At 41.5% G+C, this 21,548-nt stretch carries 15 protein-coding genes; 11 read left to right on the top strand and 4 right to left on the bottom strand.

Going from position 1 to position 21,548, the window contains the following annotated elements:
• Positions 1–171 precede the first annotated feature (171 nt).
• The gene (locus AM629_RS00605; RefSeq protein WP_054475181.1) at positions 172–1,143 is read left to right on the top strand and encodes a GlxA family transcriptional regulator; all 972 of its coding nucleotides are present in this window, start codon (positions 172–174) and stop codon (positions 1,141–1,143) included.
• A gap of 1 nt (position 1,144) precedes the next feature.
• On the opposite strand, the gene prpR is transcribed toward AM629_RS00605, so the two are convergent.
• Positions 1,145–2,845, bottom strand: coding sequence for a propionate catabolism operon regulatory protein PrpR (prpR, locus tag AM629_RS00600; RefSeq protein WP_054475179.1), 1,701 nt, complete (start codon positions 2,843–2,845; stop codon positions 1,145–1,147).
• A 303-nt stretch (positions 2,846–3,148) separates the two neighbouring features.
• Here prpR and prpB point away from each other — a divergent pair, with 303 nt between their 5' ends.
• From prpB to AM629_RS00580, 4 genes are read left to right on the top strand one after another with little or no spacing between them, the layout of a single operon-like run.
• Positions 3,149–4,039: a methylisocitrate lyase gene (gene prpB, locus AM629_RS00595; protein ID WP_054475177.1), complete on the top strand. Its 891-nt coding sequence runs from the start codon at positions 3,149–3,151 to the stop codon at positions 4,037–4,039.
• Positions 4,040–4,098: 59 nt separating this feature from the next.
• On the top strand, positions 4,099–5,265 hold the full coding sequence (prpC, locus tag AM629_RS00590) for a bifunctional 2-methylcitrate synthase/citrate synthase (protein ID WP_054475176.1): 1,167 nt from the start codon (positions 4,099–4,101) through the stop codon (positions 5,263–5,265).
• Positions 5,266–5,320: 55 nt separating this feature from the next.
• Positions 5,321–6,772: a bifunctional 2-methylcitrate dehydratase/aconitate hydratase gene (locus AM629_RS00585; protein ID WP_054475175.1), complete on the top strand. Its 1,452-nt coding sequence runs from the start codon at positions 5,321–5,323 to the stop codon at positions 6,770–6,772.
• Between the two features lie 46 nt (positions 6,773–6,818).
• Positions 6,819–8,729 carry a propionate--CoA ligase gene (locus tag AM629_RS00580; protein WP_268794952.1) on the top strand — a complete coding sequence of 637 codons (1,911 nt, stop codon included), beginning with the start codon at positions 6,819–6,821 and terminating at the stop codon, positions 8,727–8,729.
• A 254-nt stretch (positions 8,730–8,983) separates the two neighbouring features.
• Here the strand turns inward: AM629_RS00580 and AM629_RS00575 are convergent, their stop codons facing one another.
• On the bottom strand, positions 8,984–10,609 hold the full coding sequence (locus tag AM629_RS00575) for a glycoside hydrolase family protein (protein WP_054475171.1): 1,626 nt from the start codon (positions 10,607–10,609) through the stop codon (positions 8,984–8,986).
• A gap of 749 nt (positions 10,610–11,358) precedes the next feature.
• Here AM629_RS00575 and AM629_RS23825 point away from each other — a divergent pair.
• The 3 genes from AM629_RS23825 (at position 11,359) to AM629_RS00560 (ending at position 14,353) form a co-directional block, all read left to right on the top strand.
• Entirely contained in the window at positions 11,359–11,532 is a 174-nt protein-coding gene (locus tag AM629_RS23825) for a hypothetical protein (RefSeq protein WP_161804194.1), read from the top strand.
• Positions 11,533–11,654: 122 nt separating this feature from the next.
• Positions 11,655–12,119, top strand: a complete 465-nt coding sequence (locus AM629_RS00565; RefSeq protein ID WP_054475166.1) for a DUF2946 domain-containing protein — start codon at positions 11,655–11,657, stop codon at positions 12,117–12,119.
• A gap of 155 nt (positions 12,120–12,274) precedes the next feature.
• A complete protein-coding gene (locus tag AM629_RS00560) occupies positions 12,275–14,353 on the top strand; it encodes a TonB-dependent copper receptor (protein ID WP_054475165.1) in 2,079 nt (692 codons plus the stop codon).
• Positions 14,354–14,441: 88 nt separating this feature from the next.
• On the opposite strand, the gene AM629_RS00555 is transcribed toward AM629_RS00560, so the two are convergent.
• Both AM629_RS00555 and AM629_RS00550 read right to left on the bottom strand, forming a co-directional pair.
• Positions 14,442–15,236, bottom strand: coding sequence for a glycoside hydrolase family 16 protein (locus tag AM629_RS00555; RefSeq protein WP_054475163.1), 795 nt, complete (start codon positions 15,234–15,236; stop codon positions 14,442–14,444).
• 406 nt (positions 15,237–15,642) lie between these two features.
• Positions 15,643–16,917: a bifunctional O-acetylhomoserine aminocarboxypropyltransferase/cysteine synthase gene (locus AM629_RS00550; RefSeq protein ID WP_054475160.1), complete on the bottom strand. Its 1,275-nt coding sequence runs from the start codon at positions 16,915–16,917 to the stop codon at positions 15,643–15,645.
• Positions 16,918–17,572: 655 nt separating this feature from the next.
• Here AM629_RS00550 and AM629_RS00545 point away from each other — a divergent pair.
• The 3 genes from AM629_RS00545 to AM629_RS00535 all read left to right on the top strand — a co-directional run bounded on the left by AM629_RS00545 (position 17,573) and on the right by AM629_RS00535 (position 21,125).
• Complete coding sequence (locus AM629_RS00545) at positions 17,573–18,931, top strand: MATE family efflux transporter (RefSeq protein WP_054475158.1); 1,359 nt, start codon at positions 17,573–17,575, stop codon at positions 18,929–18,931.
• 384 nt (positions 18,932–19,315) lie between these two features.
• Positions 19,316–20,572: an SPM autocatalytic domain-containing protein gene (locus tag AM629_RS00540; RefSeq protein ID WP_054475156.1), complete on the top strand. Its 1,257-nt coding sequence runs from the start codon at positions 19,316–19,318 to the stop codon at positions 20,570–20,572.
• Positions 20,532–21,125: a tetratricopeptide repeat protein gene (locus AM629_RS00535; RefSeq protein ID WP_054475155.1), complete on the top strand. Its 594-nt coding sequence runs from the start codon at positions 20,532–20,534 to the stop codon at positions 21,123–21,125. The genes AM629_RS00540 and AM629_RS00535 overlap by 41 nt, the downstream gene beginning before the upstream one ends.
• Positions 21,126–21,548: the final 423 nt, after the last annotated feature.

Raw genomic sequence — 21,548 nt, 5'->3', positions numbered from 1 at the left:
AAATTTTCCTTATCGAGATTGAAAGCGAACCGAAATACGTGTGCCGTTACCTTTATCGATCGCGGAATGTTTATATTCCCGGTAGTGAATTGATGGGATAACTGTAACCGTTAGTTAATTGGCGTATATGCCAATATTGCGACAATTTACGCCAAGTGCCATAATTTCCTTATGAACATTAAAACTCTCTATTTGCTGATCTTCCCCAATATAAATCTGCTGGATCTTTCAGGGCCATTGCAGGTCTTTACAACAGCTAATGATCTGGCAGAGAAGTCCGGTCACAGACAACCCTACACCATAAAAGTCGTGGCTTGTGATCCCGGGCAAGTAATGACAGAGGCCGGAATAAGTGTACAGGCAGAACCCTTGCCTGAGCTGGATTCTCCCGCTGATACTTTGATCGTTGTAGGGGGAATCGGCGTTGAGTCAGCGGCGAGCCATCCGCCATTGCGTAATTGGTTAAAGGGACATGCACCTTTGGCTAGGCGTATTGTGTCTATATGCAGTGGGGCATTCGTTCTGGCTGCCTGCGGGTTGCTTGATGGCCGCCGAGTCGTCACTCATTGGAGCAGCTGCGCCGAACTGGCCCGGCGTTACAGTAAATTACAGGTAGAATGTGATCCCATCTTTATTCAGGATGGTCCGGTGTGGACTTCTGCCGGTGTTACCGCAGGTATCGATCTGGCTCTGGCGCTGCTGGAAGAAGATCTCGGTCATAAAATGGCACTGGATGTTGCACGGAACCTTGTTATGTTTCTTAAACGTCCTGGTGGGCAGGAACAGTTTAGTGCTCCGCTGGCGTTACAAAGTAGCACAAGTAAATTTGCAGATCTGCACGCCTGGATGACCAACAATTTGGCAGGTGATCTTTCTGTGATAGCCTTGGCCGCTCGTGCCAATATGAGTGAGCGTAGCTTCGTGCGCCACTACGGCCAACATGTAGGAATTACGCCAGCCAAAGCGGTGGAGCGATTCCGTCTGGAAGCAGCACGTCATCTTTTGGTTGAATCCACGCTATCGCTCAAGTGTATAGCTTCCCGTTGTGGTTTCGGTTGTGAAGACACTTTACGCCGTAGTTTCTGCCGGGCGTTCGGGAGTACGCCGCAGGATTATCGCAAGCATTTCAAGACGACGTTTTAAATCACTTTTTCGTCAATATTTGTTGCTTTATTCCCGTATTCCCTGCCATTTCTTTTTTCAGCCGTCTCCACAACGTAGTACGGCTAATTCCCAGATATTCTGCGGTTGCCCGGTGATTGCCAGAAAATCGTTTCAAGGTTTCATGAACGGAAAGCGGTGTAACAAATGAAGGTGGTTCAGTCAGAGAAGGTAAGGATTTCGCCCTTTTTTCTGTCAGCCAGCGTGTAGGTTGGCGCTCCGGTGAAAGTGCCAATATCAATTTTGGTGTCAATGTATGTTCAGGATGGGCACTGAGGTATAACGCGATCCGCTCCATGAGATTACGCAGTTCTCGGACATTACCAGGCCAATGATAGGCTTGTAATGCTTCCTGACAGGCAGAAAGTTCTTGTACTCTTGATTGTGAGACTGGCAAATTTAATGCAGCAAATGCTCGCCGCAGATATTCTAGTGCTAATAGGCTAATATCATTACCCCTTTCCCTGAGGGCTGGAATGTTGATCCGTAATACACTCAGACGATAGAACAGGTCGGTTCGAAAACGCCCTTCTTGCACCCAGGTATCCAAATCGCAATGTGTGGCACAAATGATCCGAACATCAATGGTAATTGGACGGTGTCCTCCTACCCTGACAACAGATTTTTCTTCCAATACTCTCAATAGCCGTGTTTGAAGAGGCAGTGGCATTTCACCAATTTCATCCAGAAATAGCGTGCCTCTATGGGCAACTTCAAAAAGACCGGCGCGCCCTCCACGTCGGGAGCCAGTGAAAGCTCCTTCTTCATAACCAAACAATTCAGCTTCCAGCAGGGATTCAGCAATGGCTCCGCAGTTAACGGCAACAAACGGACGCCGATGTTTACCCGTAACTTGACCATACCGCAGGGTATATTCATGGTGAATGGCTTGAGCCACCAACTCTTTCCCTGTACCGCTTTCCCCTTGTATCAGCACTGTGGCAGGCGAACGGGCATATAACATGATGGTATTGCGCACATGCTCCATCACGGTTGAATCTCCCTGGATATCACTGAGAGTGTGGCGGATATGTAAGGTATTCTCTGTTGGATAGGCAGAAATGGCAGCTTGGTTGAGCTTGGTCATTCTGGCGATATCCAAGGCGTCATGAAATGCTTGGCGAATAGAATCGGCAGAATAGACAAAGACCCCCACAAGTTCAGCCTCATAAGCGAGATCGGTAATGAGTCCGGCACCGACAATTACCTTAATGCCGATAGCTTTTAATGCATTGATCTGTGCCCGTGCATCTTCTTCCGTTACGTAGCTGCGCTGCTCAATACGCAAGTTGAAGCGTTGCTGAAATTCTTCCAGTGCTGGCAATGTATTTTGATAGGTGATAACGCCAATACGGGAGCTGATTTGTCGTGCGCGGGCTAATGCCTGAATAAAATCGAACCCGCTGGCCTTAGCAATGATAACAGGTACAGACAAACGACGTTTCAAATAGGCGCCATTAGAGCCGGCACAGAGTACTGCATCACAACGTTCGGTTGTTAAACGCTTACGAATATGCTGGACCGCATTTTCAAAACCAAGTTGGATGGGCGTGATATCGGCCTGATGGTCGAACTCTGGCGTGATATCGCGGAATAGATCGAAAAGACGGGAAACAGAGACTGTCCAAATGACCGGTTTTTCACTGCTATCACGACCTACTGATACTGATTGTGCTTCTGCCATTCTGTTCCCCTAAGTGTGCGCTGTTTTCGTTTTTCCCACGACAATAATTTAATGTTTCTGAATTGTTTCATTAATGTTTTGTGAAACATTAATGATTCATTATGAAACAAATGCGATTTTGTATCAATGATGCTTTCCTACAGCATAGCAAATGTCTTAAATGCTATTTTTTAATTTAAAAACAATTCATTAACTCTTAAATCATCTTTGTTTTTGAGTTTGCTAATCATCTTTATACTCTAATTGGCACATACATTGCTTAGTAACAAATGAATTTCATTTTAATAACAATAAAGGTTGCGTATGGCGCTTTACTCTGCTGGTTTGGCATTTCGTCAGGCTATAGAAGCTGAATCTCCATTACAGGTTGTTGGTACTATCAATGCTAACCATGCATTGTTGGCAAAACGAACGGGTTATAAAGCTATTTATCTCTCTGGTGGCGGTGTATCGGCGGGATCATTGGGTATGCCTGATCTGGGAATTTCAACGCTGGATGATGTGCTGACAGATATTCGTCGTATTACAGACGTGTGTGATTTGCCATTGCTGGTGGATGCCGATATCGGTTTTGGCTCTTCTGCCTTTAATGTGGTCCGCACAGTGCGTTCAATGATTAAAGCCGGCGCTGCGGGATTACATATTGAGGATCAGGTCGGCGCGAAGCGCTGCGGCCATCGTCCGAATAAAGAGATTGTGTCTAAAGAGGAAATGGTTGATCGCATTAAGGCCGCCGTCGATGCTCGTACTGATAAGAATTTCGTCATTATGGCTCGTACTGATGCTTTAGCTGTTGAAGGCTTAGAAGCAGCGCTTGACAGGGCTAAAGCCTATATTGAAGCCGGGGCGGATATGCTATTTCCTGAGGCGATTACTGAATTGCATATGTATAAAGCATTTGCGTCAACAACTAGGGTTCCAGTGCTGGCTAACATTACCGAATTTGGGGCGACTCCACTTTTCACTACCGAAGAGTTGAAAAGTGTGGATGTTTCCATGGCGCTTTACCCGCTTTCTGCTTTTCGGGCAATGAATAAAGCGGCTGAGCAGGTTTACACCACACTTCGCCGCGAAGGGACACAGAAGAATGTGATCAGCATGATGCAAACTCGCAACGAATTATACGAAAGCATCAATTACTACGATTTTGAACAAAAACTGGATGCGCTTTTCTCCCAGAAAAAATCTCAATGACGAAACAGTTCCACCCAATTTCATCACTTTATGTGGCATAAAACAGTAGAGGTGATCCCATGAGCGAACAGAAGACGATGACTGAGTCAACCACATTCAAGCCTAAAAAATCTGTTGCCCTTTCAGGAATCAGTGCGGGTAACACAGCACTTTGTACAGTTGGAAAGACGGGTAATGATTTGCACTACCGCGGTTACGATATTCTTGATCTAGCAACCCGATGTGAATTTGAGGAAGTTGCCTACCTGTTGATCCATGAAAAACTACCTTCTCGCGTTGAACTGGCCGCTTATAAAACGAAATTAAAAGCATTGCGAGGCTTGCCGAGTAACGTTAAAGCTGCACTGGAGACATTGCCTGCTGCTGCTCATCCTATGGATGTCATGCGTACTGGAGCTTCCGTTCTTGGTTGCACATTACCTGAGAAAGACAACCGTAATCTCGCGGGTGCGCGTGATATTGCTGACAGACTGCTGGCCTCTCTTGGTTCCATGTTGCTCTACTGGTATCACTATAGCCATAACGGACGCCGCATTGAGGTAGAAACCGATGATCAGTCGATAGGGGGGCATTTTCTTCACCTTCTGCATGGTAAAAAACCCAGCGAAGCATGGGAAAAAACCATGCATACCTCCCTGATCCTTTATGCAGAACATGAGTTTAATGCCTCAACATTTACTAGTCGGGTTATCGCAGGAACTGGTACGGATATTTACTCCGCTATCATCGGGGCGATTGGCGCATTACGAGGACCAAAACACGGTGGAGCAAATGAAGTCTCTTTTGAAATTCAACAGCGTTATGAAAATCCTGACGAAGCAGAGATAGATATCTTGGCGCGTTTGGAAAGAAAAGAGGTCATTATTGGTTTTGGTCATCCGGTTTACACCGTCTCAGATCCCCGTCACGAAGTGATTAAAGATTTGGCTTTGAAACTCTCCAAACAGGCTGGAACAACCAAAATGTTTGATATTGCGGACCGACTGGAATCGGTGATGTGGGCTAATAAAAAAATGTTCCCAAATCTTGATTGGTTCTCTGCGGTTTCCTATCACATGATGGGGGTGCCAACTGCGATGTTTACACCGCTATTTGTGATGGCTCGTACAGCGGGATGGGCTGCTCACATCATTGAGCAGCGTATTGATAATAAAATTATTCGGCCTTCGGCCAACTATACCGGACCCGAAAATCGGGTATTTATGCCAATTGATGAACGTGGATAACGTTATTTCTGGTGTGGGATTTCCTGCATTACTGTTTTTTTAACAAGGAATTATTATGTCTACCTCTGTTACAAATAACCGTCCTGAATATGATCAAGTTATTGTGGATATTGTGGATTATGTTATGGAATACCCCATCACATCATCCGTCGCACATGAAACGGCCTATTACTGTTTTCTTGATACGTTAGGCTGTGGGCTAGAGGCACTAGAATATCCGGCCTGTAAGAAACTACTGGGGCCGATTGTGCCGGGTACGGTTGTGCCTAATGGTGTACGTGTACCGGGAACCCAGTTTCAGCTTGATCCCGTACAGGCGGCATTTAACATTGGTACGATGATCCGGTGGTTAGATTTTAATGACACATGGCTTGCGGCGGAATGGGGACATCCATCCGACAATCTCGGTGGTATATTGGCCGTGGCTGACTGGTTATCAAGGAATGCCGTCGCGGGAGGGGAAAAGCCTCTCACGATCAAAGACGTTTTGATCGGAATGATCAAAGCACATGAGATCCAGGGATGCCTTGCACTGGAGAATGCGTTTAATAAAGTTGGGCTGGATCACGTTATTCTGGTAAAAGTGGCTTCAACCGCCGTTGTTGCTGAAATGCTGGGGTTGAATCGGGAAGAACTTCTGAGTGTCGTGTCGCTTGCTTGGGTTGATGGGCAGGCGCTGAGAACTTACCGTCATGCTCCCAATACGGGTTCACGTAAATCTTGGGCAGCGGGTGATGCGACATCTCGTGCGGTCCGTTTAGCCCTGATGGTGCAAAAAGGTGAAATGGGCTATCCCTCGGTACTAACTGCAAAGACCTGGGGATTTTATGATGTCCTGTTCAATGGTCAGCCTTTTGAATTCCAGCGTCCATATGGTGCTTATGTGATGGAAAATGTGTTGTTCAAGATCGCTTTCCCGGCAGAATTTCATGCACAAACTGCTGTAGAAGCGGCAATGAGTCTGCATCAGCAATTGAAAGACATCGGTAAAGCCATTGATGACATTGCAAAAATCACTATTCGAACCCATGAGGCTTGTATTCGGATTATCGATAAACAAGGCCCATTAAGTAATCCTGCTGACAGAGACCACTGTATTCAATATATGGTTGCAGTGCCTTTGATTTTTGGCCGCCTCACGGCTGCGGATTATGAAGATAGCGTTGCGGCAGATCCCCGTATTGATGCACTGCGGGAAAAAATAGTGTGTGTTGAAGACCCTGATTTTACCTGTGATTATCACGATCCAGAAAAACGCTCTATTGCCAATGCATTAACAGTGACGTTAGCAGATGGTAGCCAGCTTGATGAAGTCACGGTTGAATTCCCTATCGGCCATGCTCGTCGTCGCAAAGAAGGCATGCCATTATTGCTGCAAAAATTCAAAACCAATCTGGCACGCCAGTTCCCTGAAACCCAGCAGAGAAGGATTTTATCTGTCTCCCTTGACCGTTCATTGCTGGAAAATATGCCTGTAAACGAATACCTCGATTTGTACGTTATATGATCTAAAATGCTATCAGCGGCTGCTCTCCCGGAGCGCTGCCTCTATCATCTATGCAGCATCAGGAGAGATTATGTCATTCAAAGCTTTTTATCAGCAATCCATTGATGAACCAAATTTTTTCTGGGCTGAACAGGCTCAACGTATTTTCTGGCAACATCCTTTTGAGCAGGTTTTAGATCATAATACCCCTCCATTTGCCCGTTGGTTTTGTGGAGGGAAGACCAACCTGTGTTACAACGCGCTGGATCGCTGGTTGGAAAGCCAGCCTGATGCTAAAGCGCTCATCACGATCTCGACCGAAACGAATAGTGAGAAAGTATTCACCTTCAGGGAATTACATCAGGAAGTGAGCAGCACTGCCGCTATGATGCTCTCTTTGGGCGTTAAAAAAGGCGACAGAGTTTTGGTTTATATGCCGATGATTGCTGAAGCGCTGTTTGTTTTGCTTGCTTGTGCTCGTATCGGTGCTATTCACTCTGTTGTCTTCGGTGGTTTTGCTTCCCATAGTCTTGCCACACGGTTGGATAATGCCGAACCTGTGCTGGTGGTGTCTGCTGATGGGGGATCTCGTGGTGGAAAGATCATTCCTTACAAGCCGTTGTTAGATGAAGCTATCGAACTGGCGAACTACAAACCGCGCCATATACTGATGGTTAATCGTGGACTGGCTGAAATGTCTTGGGTACCTGAAAGAGATATCGATTTTATGACATTGCGGCAGCAATACCTTAATGCTGATGTGCCTGTGACTTGGCTTGAATCCAATGAGATTTCCTGTGTGCTCTATACCTCTGGCACGACGGGTACTCCAAAGGGAGTGCAGCGTGATGTTGGAGGTTATGCTGTCGCATTAGCGACATCCATGGATGTTATTTTTGGTGGTAAAGCCGGTGAAGTGTTTTTCTGTACGTCAGATATTGGCTGGGTTGTAGGGCATTCTTATATTGCCTATGCTCCTTTGATCGCGGGAATGGCGACGATCATGTATGAAGGGCTGCCGATACAGCCGGATGCGGGCATTTGGTGGAAAATAGTGGAAAAGTATCAGGTAACCTGGATGTTTTCAGCACCTACGGCTATTCGTGTATTGAAAAAATATCCAGTTGAATATATTGAACAATATGATATTTCATCACTTAAGTCATTGTATTTGGCGGGAGAACCGCTTGATGAACATACTGCCCGTTGGATAGCTGAGGCTATCAACGTCCCTGTTATTGATAATTACTGGCAGACTGAGACAGGCTGGCCGATTATGGCGATTGCACGCAGCTTGGATGACAGACCTAGCCGATTTGGTAGTACGGGTTTCCCGATGTATGGTTTTCATGTCAAGCTTATTAATGAATTAACCGGCAAAGAATGCGGTGATAACGAAAAGGGTATGCTGGTTGTTGAGGGGCCTTTGCCGCCGGGTTGTATTCAAACTATTTATGGTGATGATACGCGTTTTATCAATACTTATTGGTGCCACTTCGATCATCCGGTTTATTCCACATTCGATTGGGGTATCCGTGATAGTGACGGCTATTATTTTATTTTGGGGCGTTCGGATGATGTGATTAACGTTGCGGGACACCGCTTGGGAACGCGGGAGATAGAAGAGTGTCTTGCCAGCCATGAAGATGTTGCTGAAGTGGCTGTTATTGGCATTAAGGATGCTGTCAAGGGGCAAGTTGCCGTTGCTTTTGCGGTTCTTAAGGATGGAAGGGAAATCCAGAATGCTGAGCATTTTGCCTCTTTGGAAAAGGTTTTGATGGGTTTGGTAAATAAACAAATTGGCAATGTGGGTCGCCCGGAACGAGTATATTTCGTGTCTCAGTTGCCTAAGACCCGTTCAGGAAAAATGCTGCGTCGAACCTTGCAAGCAATATGTGAAGGGCGTGAACCGGGCGATCTTTCTCTGGTTGAAAACCCAGATTCACTGGAAGTTATTCGAGAAGTTGTTTTTTGCTAACAGATTGTAGCTCTAATCCAAGAGAAAAGTTTAATAAGTTTGATTGTGGAAATGGATTGCCTATGCTTATGGGGCCAAACGATTTAAGACTAAATTTTTCGTTATTGGTTTGCGGATAGTTTGAAAATTTCATCCCGAAATTCATCCTGCCAGTACATGGTCGTGAACGTTCAGATATCGCGTCTACGACCATGGTGTAGTATAAAAATCAGCATATCAAGATGTTGTTATGCTTGATTCGGTTAGTGAAATGGTTATTGCACTAGGTAGAGTGGATGTTTTGTTGGATAGGAATCGTATTTAGCTGACGGTACCATCTTAATCGATGATTTATTATCTCTGATTATCTTTAATCCATTCACCGGCCATTTAGCAGAATTAAGAAGAAATGCGGCTGGTTGTCCAGCTGTGCCAATAGCAGGAGCACCGATTTTTAATGAAGCTCCATATGGAATGGCATGGAAAATCTCAGGTGTGACTTCGACGAAGTTCTTAGTTAAGAACTGAATTGGTCGAATGGAATCAGCTTGAAAACGCGTTCCTGATACAACAAATGTTAAAGGTAGACCGACTGCTTTAATTCCATAGCCTTCGTAGATATTCGCAACCTGACTGGGAAGCATACTTTTACAGCTCATTCCAGCACTGATGTCGATACCAATATGTGCCAAGTTTGTAGGCGACTTACGAGGGAAATTACGCGCAGTCGCATTGATAACATCAATTGGCAGTGTACTGCACTGTCCGGTACTTGAGACAACTGAGTGCTTATCTGGTCTTGATACAATACCGGGACCTTCTACAGTGGAAGTGCTTAATTGGACATCGTTGTAAATTTTCGTAGAGAAGTCTGGCGGATAAAAGCTCAAAGATAGTCTGGAGCCATCATTGTGAGCTACGATCCATGCATTGAGTGCATCAGAAAACTGCATATCGACGCTTACCCAATAGTTTTGACGGTATTCGGTGTGATTCTCTTCCGTTTTTGTGACGAATCCATTCGGAGTAAGTTCTTCCACTTCACTTTGAAAGGTTGGATCGGGAGATCTTAAAATATATTGTCCACCGCCGCCGTAAATTTTATCCAGGGAATTTGCTCCGGTTGTATCCGTGTACATAAGGTAAAACATACCATTGAGATAGGACACGGAGGGTTGGCCTGCTCCGTAAGGATTTCCATCTAGCTTCTTGTTAGCGGGTAAGATTATCGGATTACCATTGTTTGCACGTGTCCAGTTAATTCCGTCAGTACTTGTTGCGAGGCCAATTTTTGTTATGCCTCCGATTTCAGTGCGAATACTGTCCCATCCACCGTAATACATATAATATGTACCATTAACTCGTATGACAGAGGGATCGCAAGTATGGACTTTATCGAATGCGTTCACTGCCTTGTCGGGAGAAAAAACAATCTGGTAAGCATTTTTACCCCCACGAGCACGGAAAGGGCCATCAAGAGATGGAGATTCGGCATAGAAAATATGGTCACCGGGATGAGTGGGATCGGAACCACACCACCACATCCGATATACCCCGTCTAACATCACGGAAGGTGCATAGTTGTATACTCCACCCTTTACCACTGGACCGATAGAAGTGCGAATATCTGATGTTGTTAACGGTATTTCTGTTTGTGCGAATGATGGAGCTGCCAATAATAACTCGCAGAGAAGAATTGGGAACAATAAAATATTTCGGGAAATCACACTCAAATAGAGGAGTAAGAATCTGCAAGAATGCAGAGCATAAACTAAAGCATCATTTAACGCAGATTCGCAATAATTTTTCCAGGCCGACATTTTGAATGTATGGTTGCTCATGTTTAATTGTTTAGTAATGATTCCCCAAATTTTGGGAACTGTTTTGGTACGTAAAGTCACAATTTTCTCCAGTGTTTTAAGTTTAAGTAATGGGGCGAGTAAAATTCTTAGCAAAACTTCCCTCAAATATGCCCCTAAAAAAAGATGTCATGACGGATAACTCGTATTCGTCGTGTTAACTCCATTCGGAGACTGATAATTTAACCTGCACTGTCTTTCAGCAATAATGCAGTGTAATATTCTGTTTTCATTGGTGGTTATAAAGGTAAATTTTTTGTATTTTTTCCCTTCCAGTACAAAACCATCAGAATTAAATAATTAAGTATAAAAAATTAATCAGATATTGTTCGTCTTGTGGTGAATATCTGTTCATGTCAAAAAATGTTACCTAAATCACAAAATAATATCAATGAGTTTATTTTTAAGACTATTCCTAATTAATCGAGCAAAAAATATCGGTTGGGGACCGGTTCTCTTATTCCGTTTTATCGTGTGTTGTATTTCAGCCATAGAAAACGCCAATCTGCGTTTTTTCTGATGTTCACAACCGTAAAAAGTTGCATAACTTAAGGCTTTTATAATGAGTATTTTTTGTTGAGGATAAAAAAATGCGGCTGTAATATGAAGGTCTATGGATTATATATAAGGGGCAATATGGAAACAGAATTGTGGAGACATACTGAATCAAATCTACCTTTATTACGCATGGGGCAATGCCTTTGCTCGTGACGTTAATCTCTGTGATTTTGTTCGGTGTTCATTTGGAATTCACTTAGACTGTGGGTATTGTTGTCATTTATTTAGGAATTATGCAGCTAACTTCTCACAATGGTTTCCTAAATAGTGAAGAACGAGCAATGAGTTTCACGTTAGGTACCGTTGGCTTTTATCGTTACATTTATCTTGCTAAGAATGCAGCTATTGCGGCAGGCTGGATTTTCGATATTTTTGGTCGAGTTAATGAACATAATACATCTCGCTAACCTGAGAAAAACATCAAATTTTGCTGTCAAAACGACATTCCTGCATAAAGTGTTTTAACATTTGGCCGTTAAATACGTACAATCCCGTCCCTGAATGTGTTCTCTACAAGAATAGGCTTAGTTTGTCACTGATCCAATTTTACCCATCGCGGTGCCGCCTGCCAGCTTGGCTCGGTATATTCGCGATACTGATGTTGTTCATTGCGCCAGTGATTTCCCGGTCACTGGAACATGCGCGCATTGGTGAGGCTCATTCATCGAAAGTGGTCGATTGCCATATGGTGATGTCATCTAACGATGATATTCCCCGGAATATGTCTCATTCTGACGTTTCTTCCAGTACTAACCATCATGATGGCATGCAGATGGGTATGCATGCCGGTGGTGGTATGTCGATGTTGGAGGATATTGCCTGTGGATACTGCGTTTTTCTGATCCATGTACCTATGCTGGATTTGGCGAATACACCGTTATTTTGGTCAACTTCGCTGACTTCACGGCCACCACCGATTCAAACCGTAGCTTCCTTTCTGCCGCATTTCATCTTTTCTGATTCGTTACCTCGCGCTCCGCCTGAACAGATCTGATCCCACTGATTTAAACATAACGAAAAGCTTTTTCCTGCTAATTGTTGAGTCAGGAAAAGTCTGTTTATGCCAAAAACTATTTGGTTGGATTCTGTGACGTATTCCACTTTTGAGAGAGATCTTTCGAGGGGTGGGTTCGTATTAAGGAAAAATAAATGTTTGAAAGAAATTCTTCTCATAAAAAAAATAAGCTATCTCGTTGTATTAGTTCGGCAATGCCGCTTTTTCTGCTAGCTGCTTTCAATGGATATGCGGCGGAAACGACATCAGATTCACATGAATATAAGAATAACCCAAAAATCAATGATGGGGATGTCATCACCGTAACCGCGCCCTTGCATTCGCCTTTGGCGATTGTCACTTCGCCAAAAACGCCCCGTCAGCCCGTTCCGGCCAGTGACGGTTCTGACTATTTAAAAACCATACCCGGATTTTCACAAATCCGTAATGGTGGGACTAATGGTGACCCGGTATTTCGGGGAATGTTTGGCTCAAGGCTTAAGATTTTAACTGATGGTGCAGAAATGCTGGGTGCTTGTCCGGGCAGAATGGATGCACCTTCATCTTATATTTCACCGGAAAGCTATGATTTGTTGACGGTGATTAAAGGGCCTCAATCCGTGTTGTGGGGGCCGGGTGCTTCAGCAGGTACCATAAGGTTTGAACGTGAATATCCTCGATTTGAGGCGCCGGGGGTAAAGGTCAATGCCAGTGGATTGGCTGGTTCAAATAGTCGTTGGGATGGCAATGTTGATGCCAGTATTGGCAGTGAATTGGGATATTTACGTTTAATGGGAAATAAGTCCCGTTCAGATGATTACAAAGATGGTGGTGGATATCGTGTCCCGTCTCGCTGGGATAAATGGAATAGTGATCTGGCATTAGGGTGGACGCCAGATAAAGATACATTATTTGAATTAACTGCAGGGAAGGGGGATGGAGAGGCCCGCTATGCTGGGCGCAGCATGGATGGATCACAATTCAAACGTGAAAGTCTCGGTCTGCGTTTTGAGAAATCTAACATTGGTGAGGTTTTTGATAAAGTTGAAGCTCAGGTTTATTACAACTACACCAACCATATTATGGACAATATCACCCTGCGTTCTCCGAACATGAGTATGCCTTCTTCGACCTGTAAGCATATGTGTGGCATGCACATGAATATGAACAGCGGTATGTCGATGCAATTGGATCGCCGTGTCGTGGGCGGAAGAGCTATGGGGACCTGGATATGGCAAGATTTCAAACTGGAAAGCGGTGCAGATACGCAAACCAATACCCATCGTAATAAAGCTGGCGGCGCATGGCAAAAAGATGCTCAATTCCATAATTATGGTTTGTTTGGCGAATTGACCTGGTATGCCACAGAACAGAGTGAATTGATAACGGGTGCTCGTCTTGATCGCACTTTGGTAAAAAGATTTGCTGGAAATAGTGAGAAGGAACGCAATGATACCTTGCCAAGTGGTTTTATGCGTTTAGAGCATACTCTTGCTGATGTGCCACTGATGTTTTATGCCGGTGTTGGCTATACCGAGCGTTTTCCTGATTATTGGGAACTCTTTTCTCCTAAATATGGTCCGGCTGGTAGTGCTAGTGCTTTTGATGGGGTGAAAAGCGAGAAAACCACTCAGCTTGATATCGGTGCTCAATATACCGGTGAACGTTTTAATAGCTGGGTATCCGCTTATGTAGGGCGGGTAAATGATTTCATCTTATTTAGATATAGCCCTCACAATGCTCGCATCAGTCAGGCTGATAATGTCAATGCCAATATTATGGGGGGAGAGATGGGCTTTGGTTATCAACTGACAGAACATTGGAAAACGGATGCCAGCCTTGCTTATTCCTGGGGTGAAAATACCACCGATAATAAGCCGATGCCTCAGATTCCACCTCTGGAAGCCCGTTTCGGCTTGACTTATGAACGTGGCGATTGGAGTAGTACCGGTTTATGGCGTTTGGTGAGCAGCCAGCATCGGATTGCTGTGAATCAAGGAAACGTTGTTAGTAAAGATTTTGAAAGCAGTCCAGGTTTTGGCGTACTTTCTGCGAACGTTGCTTACAAGGTTAACAAAAATGTCAAAATGAGTGCTGGCATTGACAATATTTTGGATAAAGAATATAGCGAACATCTTAACCTTGCGGGTAATAGCACCTTTGGTTATTCAGCGAATACTTCAGTGAATGAACCGGGTAGGACGGTGTGGGCTAAAATGAATGTAACATTTTAATGAGAAAGTGGCGTCCAGTGATTGGACGCCACTACTTGTTTGTTTTTTCTTTGTGTATTGCCGGAATAAAATCCGGCAAAAAAGAGGGTTACTTCTTATTACTGATATACGGATAAACTCTTACATAATCAACATCGAATGTTGCAGTGGTTTCATTAATGGGGCCATAACCCTGAGTTGGAAAACTGCGTGGTACTTCAGAACTTAAAATAATATATTGGTTGGCGATTGAGATTGGGATTTGATCCAGACCCGATAGATTTTGGGGAATATCATCAACATAAAATGTATAACCATTCGGTGTCCATGCCACAGCAAATTTATGGAATTTCCCATCAGCAAGCTGAGTCATAGACAGTTTCTTTGACCATCCCTTATAAGCGCTGCCATAACCATTCCAGTGAATAGCATGATTATATTGCTCCTGCGTTGCTTCGGCTAAGTGTTCAAATACATCAATTTCGACGCCTGATTTTTCTGGATTTGTGAGATCATTACCTATTGTTGGTGACTGTATCCAGAATGCGACCTGATTACCTTCTGCACGATTAAATCTGACAGCTGCTTCCCAATAGCCATATGATTGCAAGAAACTTTTTTGGGTCGAAATCATTCCGCAATAATTCTGTAACTTGCCAGAAGAACTATTGGAATAGGTTTTTATTGTTAAGTAACCGTTTTGTACGGTAACGGCTGATTGAGTATTAATACAATTTTTTCTGACACCCAGGCCACGATAATCCCACTTCTGGGTATCGAGCGTTGTACCATTGAAATTATCCTCGAATGATGGAGTGCTGCTGAATCCCTCGGGAAGTTGGGCCGAAGCATACCCACTGAGTAATGAGCTTAATAACAACATAGAGGCTAACTGAACCTTCATATATTTTTCCTTGTATGTTTGATGTGAGTAGTCGCCGCTCAGATATTTTTACCTATTTACGTTCGAGCCGCTTGTTCCTAACCTGTATTTATATGAACCCAAAAAATAAGTGATACTGATTTCATTTTTTGTGTTGAGGTAGGAATAGATAACTTTATCGAATATTAGTGCTTGGGTTACCGATTTAATCTGTTAACCCTATGACTTTCGTTCTAGTTATTCAGGTAATAATGGTCAGTTCTGGAGGCTCATTCCATGAATTGTGTAGTTAATGTGATTGATAAATAATGAAAGCTGGTAATATTGGTGGGGCAAAATAATTGAAATAGAGATAGTAAATACGCAGTTGTGGCAGATGATATACCACCCCGTTTTGATAAACGGGGTGGTATATAGTTATTCTGAATTACTTCGATGCATCTAAAGCTTGGGCAAGATCGGCAATAATATCATCAATATGTTCAATGCCGATTGATAGGCGGATCATATCATGTGATACGCCGGCTTCAATTAACTCTTCATCATTTAATTGTCTGTGAGTTGTTGACGCTGGGTGGCAGGCGAGTGATTTAGCATCACCAATGTTAACTAAGCGCACAATCAGCTTTAACGCGTCAATAAATTTTGCGGCAGATTGCTGGCCGCCTTTAATACCAAAAGAGAGAATGGCTGATGGTTTCCCGTGCATATAATGTTGAGCCAGAGCATGTTCTGGGTGGTCTGGCAGTCCTGCATATTTCACCCAGCTAACTTGAGGGTGATCTTGCAGATAGTGAGCGGCTTTTAGCGCATTTTCAGTATGACGCTCCATTCTTAATGCCAGTGTTTCCAATCCTTGCAAAATAAGGAAAGCATTAAAAGGAGACAATGCTGCTCCCATGTTACGTAACGGTACAACACGACAATGTCCGATAAATGCAGCTTTACCGAATTGTTCAGTATAGGTGACGTTATGGTAGGACGGGTCTGGGGTAGTCAATATAGCAAATCGTTGCTGATGTTTTTTCCAGGGGAAATTGCCGGAGTCAACAATAATGCCACCAATAGTAGTACCATGTCCTCCCATATACTTAGTTAAAGAGTGAATAACAATATCAGCGCCATGTTCGAAGGGGCGACACAAAGCGGGGGTAGCGACAGTATTGTCAACAATTAAGGGAACGCCATGACGATGAGCGACTTCTGCAAATTTTTTCAGATCAACAATGTTACCTGCTGGGTTACCGATAGATTCACAAAATACCGCTTTGGTGCGATCATCAATCAGTGACTCTAATGTGGCAATATCGTCGTGTTCAGCAAATCGGGTCTCAATACCGAACCGAGGCAATGTGTGAGCCAGCAAGTTATGCGTGCCGCCATATAACTTAGCGACAGATACAATGTTATCTCCGATGCTAGCAATGGATTGAATCGCACAGGTGACGGCAGCCATACCAGATGCAACGGCTAAAGCGGCTATCCCTCCTTCAAGTAGAGCAACCCGTTTTTCCAGTACATCATTGGTTGGGTTCATAATACGGGAATAGATGTTTCCCTCGATCTTTAAATCAAACAGATCGGCGCCGTGTTGAGTATCGTCAAATGCATAAGACGTTGTTTGATAGATAGGAACGGCAACGGCTTTAGTTGTTGGATCAGGGGAATATCCGCCATGGATAGCAAGAGTTTCTGGTTTCATTTTTGATCTCTTCTTTATATCGGTAAGATGACATGTATTTTGGGTGAATAGTTGTATACCTGTTATCTTTCAAGTTGCCTCTTTGTTGGCTGCACTCACTCACCCCGGTCACATCGTTCTCTATGACATAGTAATCTATGCTCCCGGGGATTCGCTCCCTGGCCGTCGCGATACATCTTGAAATCTATTGGGTATAGTGGTTTTTATTAGAACCATAGCCCCATTTACGATTGGGTATAAGGAGCTTAATTTATATATCTATGTAAACATTATATTTTCACTCATCATTTATTAATTAAAGAAATAATTTGAAAAAGTGACTAATTATCTGTTTTAGCTATGCTGGTGTCTTTATTTTTTAATAATGTGGATATTATCAAAAAAGACTTCAACGATTTCAGCAAAATAACATTAACGATTAAAATAAAAAATGAGAACAAAATACGCAAATAAATATTCAATCTTTTAGAAAGATCACAAAAATTTCTGTGAAATAGTTAGTTTTCGTTAGATTGCTTTAATTTATTGTTTCGTTGTTGCCTGAGAGAAAATAGGAGGTATACTCATCATGCTAAATTTTTCTAAATGATTTTGGTCGTAATTTATTGTTAGTATGACCAATATTGGTACTAACCAATAAATTAATGGAATTTTTATGACTAAGTTTTCAAACCGGCTAGAGTTAAAAAAGCTCTTATTTTTCTCTTTACCTATCATCGTTAGTCAGATAGCACGTACGGCAATGAGTTTTGTCGATATTGTGATGTCTGGCCACTATGCTACGGCTGATTTAGCCGCTGTAACATTAGGAAGTAGTATTTGGTTTCCTATATTTGTATTAGGGTATGGGATGATTATCATGTTGGCAGCAGATGTAGCAAAGCAGAAAGCGCAACATGATGACGAAGGAATTAAAGCAAGTCTTAGAAATTATTTGTTTCTGGCGGTGATACTTTCGATACCAATAATTCTTTTATTAATATTAGTTAGCTGGCTACTTTCGTTCATAGGCATAGATGAGAATATTTTAAAAATTACCCAAGGCTATGTTCTTGCAATGGCGTGTGGTGTTCCTAGTGTTATGATATTTAATGTTTTTCGTTCATTTCTACAAGGATTGGAAGACACGAAAACCGCCATGTATTTGTCTACTGGTGCTTTATTGTTGAATATACCATTAAATTATATATTTATTTATGGAAAATTGGGTTTTCCAGCAATGGGGGGAATTGGAGCGGGCATTACAACTGCGGTTATTAATAACCTGAGTGCTATATGTTTGGTTATCTATTTCTTGCTAAAGAATGAATATCGTCGATATAGGCCAGATTTCAGTTTGCCAAAATATAAGGATTTAATCAGTACTTTTTATATTAGCATGCCAAGTGGGTTGGCGCTTTTTGTTGAAATGGTTTTTCTGGATGTGATTGCTATCACTGCCGCTCCTTTAGGTGCTCAAGTCATTGCCGCGCATAATATTATGCTTAATATTACCTCTATTATCTATACAATAACTGGGGGAGTTGCAGCCGCGGTGACAGTAAGGGTAGGTTCCTATATTGGAAAGAGAGATAAAACATCATTAACAGGGACTATAAAGATCTCAATTGCTTTAATATTATCTATTTCCGCGGTTATCGGTGTTTTAATCTACTATTTCGCAAGTTCATTTGTTTCACTCTATACTAACGATCATGGAGTCATATTAATCGCGATTAATATAATTTTGCTATTATGTTTGTTCCAATTCTTTGACTCTTGTCAGGCGGCTTTATCTGGTATTCTACGAGGTTTTCATGATACCCGGTCGGTATTTTATGCGCCGTTATTTGGCTATTGGTTAGTGGGTTTACCATTAGGGTTTATTTTGGCTTTGACAGACTGGATAACCGATAGCATGGGAATTGTGGGATTTTGGTATGGGTTGGTTTTAGGTCTTTTTGTTAACTCTGTTTTACTATTAATCATATTAAGATTTAGAGAAAGAATGGTCGTTTCTCAATTAATGTCCTGATTTACACTATAATATTATACGATATAGTAAAATAGTTATAAAAGCCATACAGATACACATTTATTTAAGTGAGGGGTTTTTTACGCTAAATTAACTAGTTTATTGTTTGGGATTCTTATTTTTTTATTGTGAAATAATTTCAATCTCATTGAAAATAATTAGTTGGCAGTAAAGTCGTTATTCAAAATAAATATAAGACATATATGGGTTATATTTATAATATTAATGAGATTATTTATGCTCATAGGCAATTTGGCATAAAAATCTAGTTTTAGTTACAAATAATGAAGAGAGAAATCGCTATTTTATAAATAGGTGATAGTAATTTCATTGCGAAATTATTCTATTAAATAATAACTTAAGGACTAAAGAGACATATTAAAAATGAAAAATTATACCCCTAAACATTATGTTGTTAAGAAAATAGAAGACATGTCTATAACCACACAGATAGACTCAGATTCTCTGAATCAAGCTATATATTATCCTAATTCAGTCACTATCCATGCAGCTCCAAGAGGATCTGCTATACTTAATGATGCTCCGTCGAAATTTGGTCACGTTTTTATGACAGTTACAAGTTATGATAAGGATACTGATAGATTGGGGTCAATTACTATAGGATTAAGTATTGGAGATAGTATTTGGACGCCAAAGGATAATCTTTCTTTTAATGACCGTATTAATTATCCAGAGGCATCTAGTCTGACTATTATCTCAGGAAATTATCCACATCATCAGAATGTGATTAGACTTTACCAAACAGTTAAAGATTATAAAGAAGGAAAGATAGCCCCTCCAGATTATCATCTTGGAGCTTTTAATTGTATTCATTTTATTAAAGAGTTGACTGAAAATGCTGGAATAAATTTGAGTCTAGGATCTACTCCTAATAATGTTGCTGAATACATAGAGCATATTGCTAATAAATATAGAACACCTATAGTAATAGATCTTAATGGAGATGGTGTTAAGACGATTGCTATTGATTCAGGTATAAAATTTGATTTTGAGGGTAACGGAGATAAGACTAAAACTGGTTGGATAAATGAAAATGATGGCTTTTTAGTTCTTGATAGGAATAATGATGGCATAATTAACAATGGAAGTGAGTTATTTGGAGAGGAAACCATACTTTCTTCTGGTAAAAAAGCGAAAAATGGCTTTGAAGCTTTATTGGACTTAGACTCTAATAAAGATGGGATATTGGATGCTAATGATTTGTTGTGGTCTTCTCTAAAGATATGGCAAGATAAGAACCGGGATGCTTATACAGATCAAGGTGAATTGAAAAGTATGGAAGAAGTTGGAATTGAATCTATTAATTTGAACTATAAAGAAATGGAGTATTTTGACTCTGAAGGTAATTATCATGGTTTAGCATCATCTGTTAATTGGATGGATGGTAGAAATACAGATATTGTTGATGTCTGGTTTAAGCAAGGGGAAAGTAATTATTTTTACCAAGATAATAAAGTTGATAAATTAGTCAACCCTTTGGGGGATTTTATAGAACAAAATAGTGATGTAGCCATTGAAAACCTTCAGAATGATCTCATTCAGCCGCAGAATATCTTGGTAAATAATTTAGGACAATATCATGAAGTATATTATTTTGATGATGGTTTTATTGGCTTCTAATGTGTATGCGGAAAATGTAGAAAAATATGTTCCGAAAACGGTTTTTACAGGAATGAATTATGAGGATAAGGAAATTACTTTGAAAATACCCAGAACCGTTGGGGAGTTCCGTAACTTAGAAAAATTGGCGGAAAAAGGGAGTGCGGATGCTAATTTTTTGTTGGGGCGTTTATATAGCGATAGTGCATTATCAAGATCTGAAAGAGACTATCAAATGGCTAAGTATTATTACAATAAAGCATTAGGTTTAGATAAAAATCATATATTATCTTTATATTGGCTAGGTGGAATTTATAAATATGAAGGTAGAGATAAACAAGATGTAAAAAAGGCAATAGAACTTTACGAAAGAGCAGGTAATCTGGGGTTTATAAGAGCATATAATAATATCGCTGTTACTTATTTACATGGCGATAGTAATGTCCCACAAGATTTAGAGAAAGCGAAAATATATTTCCGGAAAATGGCTGATATGGGGGATAAAGAATCTAAATCTATATTAGAACATTGGGAAATTATGTTGATACAGCAAGGATACAAAGAACCTGAATGATGCTGATATTGAATTGAAAGTGATCATGTCTGAAGTTTTTACATAATTCCTTGTCGAAAGGCAAGGAATTTTTCTGGATTTATACCCAATAGATTTCAAATTGCAGCGCGGCGGCAAGAGAACGCATCCCCAGGAGCATAGATAACGATGTGACTGGGGTAAGTGAACGCAGCCAACAAAGCAGCAACTTGAAGGATGAAGGGTATATTTAAATAACTTATTCAATTCTTTCATATAGAGAAAATGATATCGATATTGTCATTTGGAAATTTATTTTAAGAAAAATTCCGTCGTGAATAATAATTTACTTTTTAAGATTATGGTTATTAAATTCCGAATGATTTTTAGGTTGTGTTTTTTTGAATTTAAAGCGTTATGGTAATATGTTTATTTTAGTGATTTTGGCTAATTATATATTAGTGA

Origin of the sequence: Photorhabdus heterorhabditis, assembly GCF_001280945.1 — a bacterium.
GTDB classification, from domain to species: Bacteria; Pseudomonadota; Gammaproteobacteria; order Enterobacterales; family Enterobacteriaceae; genus Photorhabdus; species Photorhabdus heterorhabditis.
This window is presented reverse-complemented; position numbering and strand designations above follow the sequence as displayed.

Excerpts from the sequence above, each read along its gene's own strand:
- AM629_RS00605 (WP_054475181.1), top strand. The coding sequence starts at position 172 with ATGAACATTAAAACTCTCTATTTGCTGATCTTCCCCAATATAAATCTG.
- prpR (WP_054475179.1), bottom strand. The coding sequence starts at position 2,845 with ATGGCAGAAGCACAATCAGTATCAGTAGGTCGTGATAGCAGTGAAAAA.
- prpB (WP_054475177.1), top strand. The coding sequence starts at position 3,149 with ATGGCGCTTTACTCTGCTGGTTTGGCATTTCGTCAGGCTATAGAAGCT.
- prpC (WP_054475176.1), top strand. The coding sequence starts at position 4,099 with ATGAGCGAACAGAAGACGATGACTGAGTCAACCACATTCAAGCCTAAA.
- AM629_RS00585 (WP_054475175.1), top strand. The coding sequence starts at position 5,321 with ATGTCTACCTCTGTTACAAATAACCGTCCTGAATATGATCAAGTTATT.
- AM629_RS23825 (WP_161804194.1), top strand. The coding sequence starts at position 11,359 with ATGCAGCTAACTTCTCACAATGGTTTCCTAAATAGTGAAGAACGAGCA.
- AM629_RS00560 (WP_054475165.1), top strand. The coding sequence starts at position 12,275 with ATGTTTGAAAGAAATTCTTCTCATAAAAAAAATAAGCTATCTCGTTGT.
- AM629_RS00555 (WP_054475163.1), bottom strand. The coding sequence starts at position 15,236 with ATGAAGGTTCAGTTAGCCTCTATGTTGTTATTAAGCTCATTACTCAGT.
- AM629_RS00550 (WP_054475160.1), bottom strand. The coding sequence starts at position 16,917 with ATGAAACCAGAAACTCTTGCTATCCATGGCGGATATTCCCCTGATCCA.
- AM629_RS00545 (WP_054475158.1), top strand. The coding sequence starts at position 17,573 with ATGACTAAGTTTTCAAACCGGCTAGAGTTAAAAAAGCTCTTATTTTTC.
- AM629_RS00540 (WP_054475156.1), top strand. The coding sequence starts at position 19,316 with ATGAAAAATTATACCCCTAAACATTATGTTGTTAAGAAAATAGAAGAC.
- AM629_RS00535 (WP_054475155.1), top strand. The coding sequence starts at position 20,532 with ATGAAGTATATTATTTTGATGATGGTTTTATTGGCTTCTAATGTGTAT.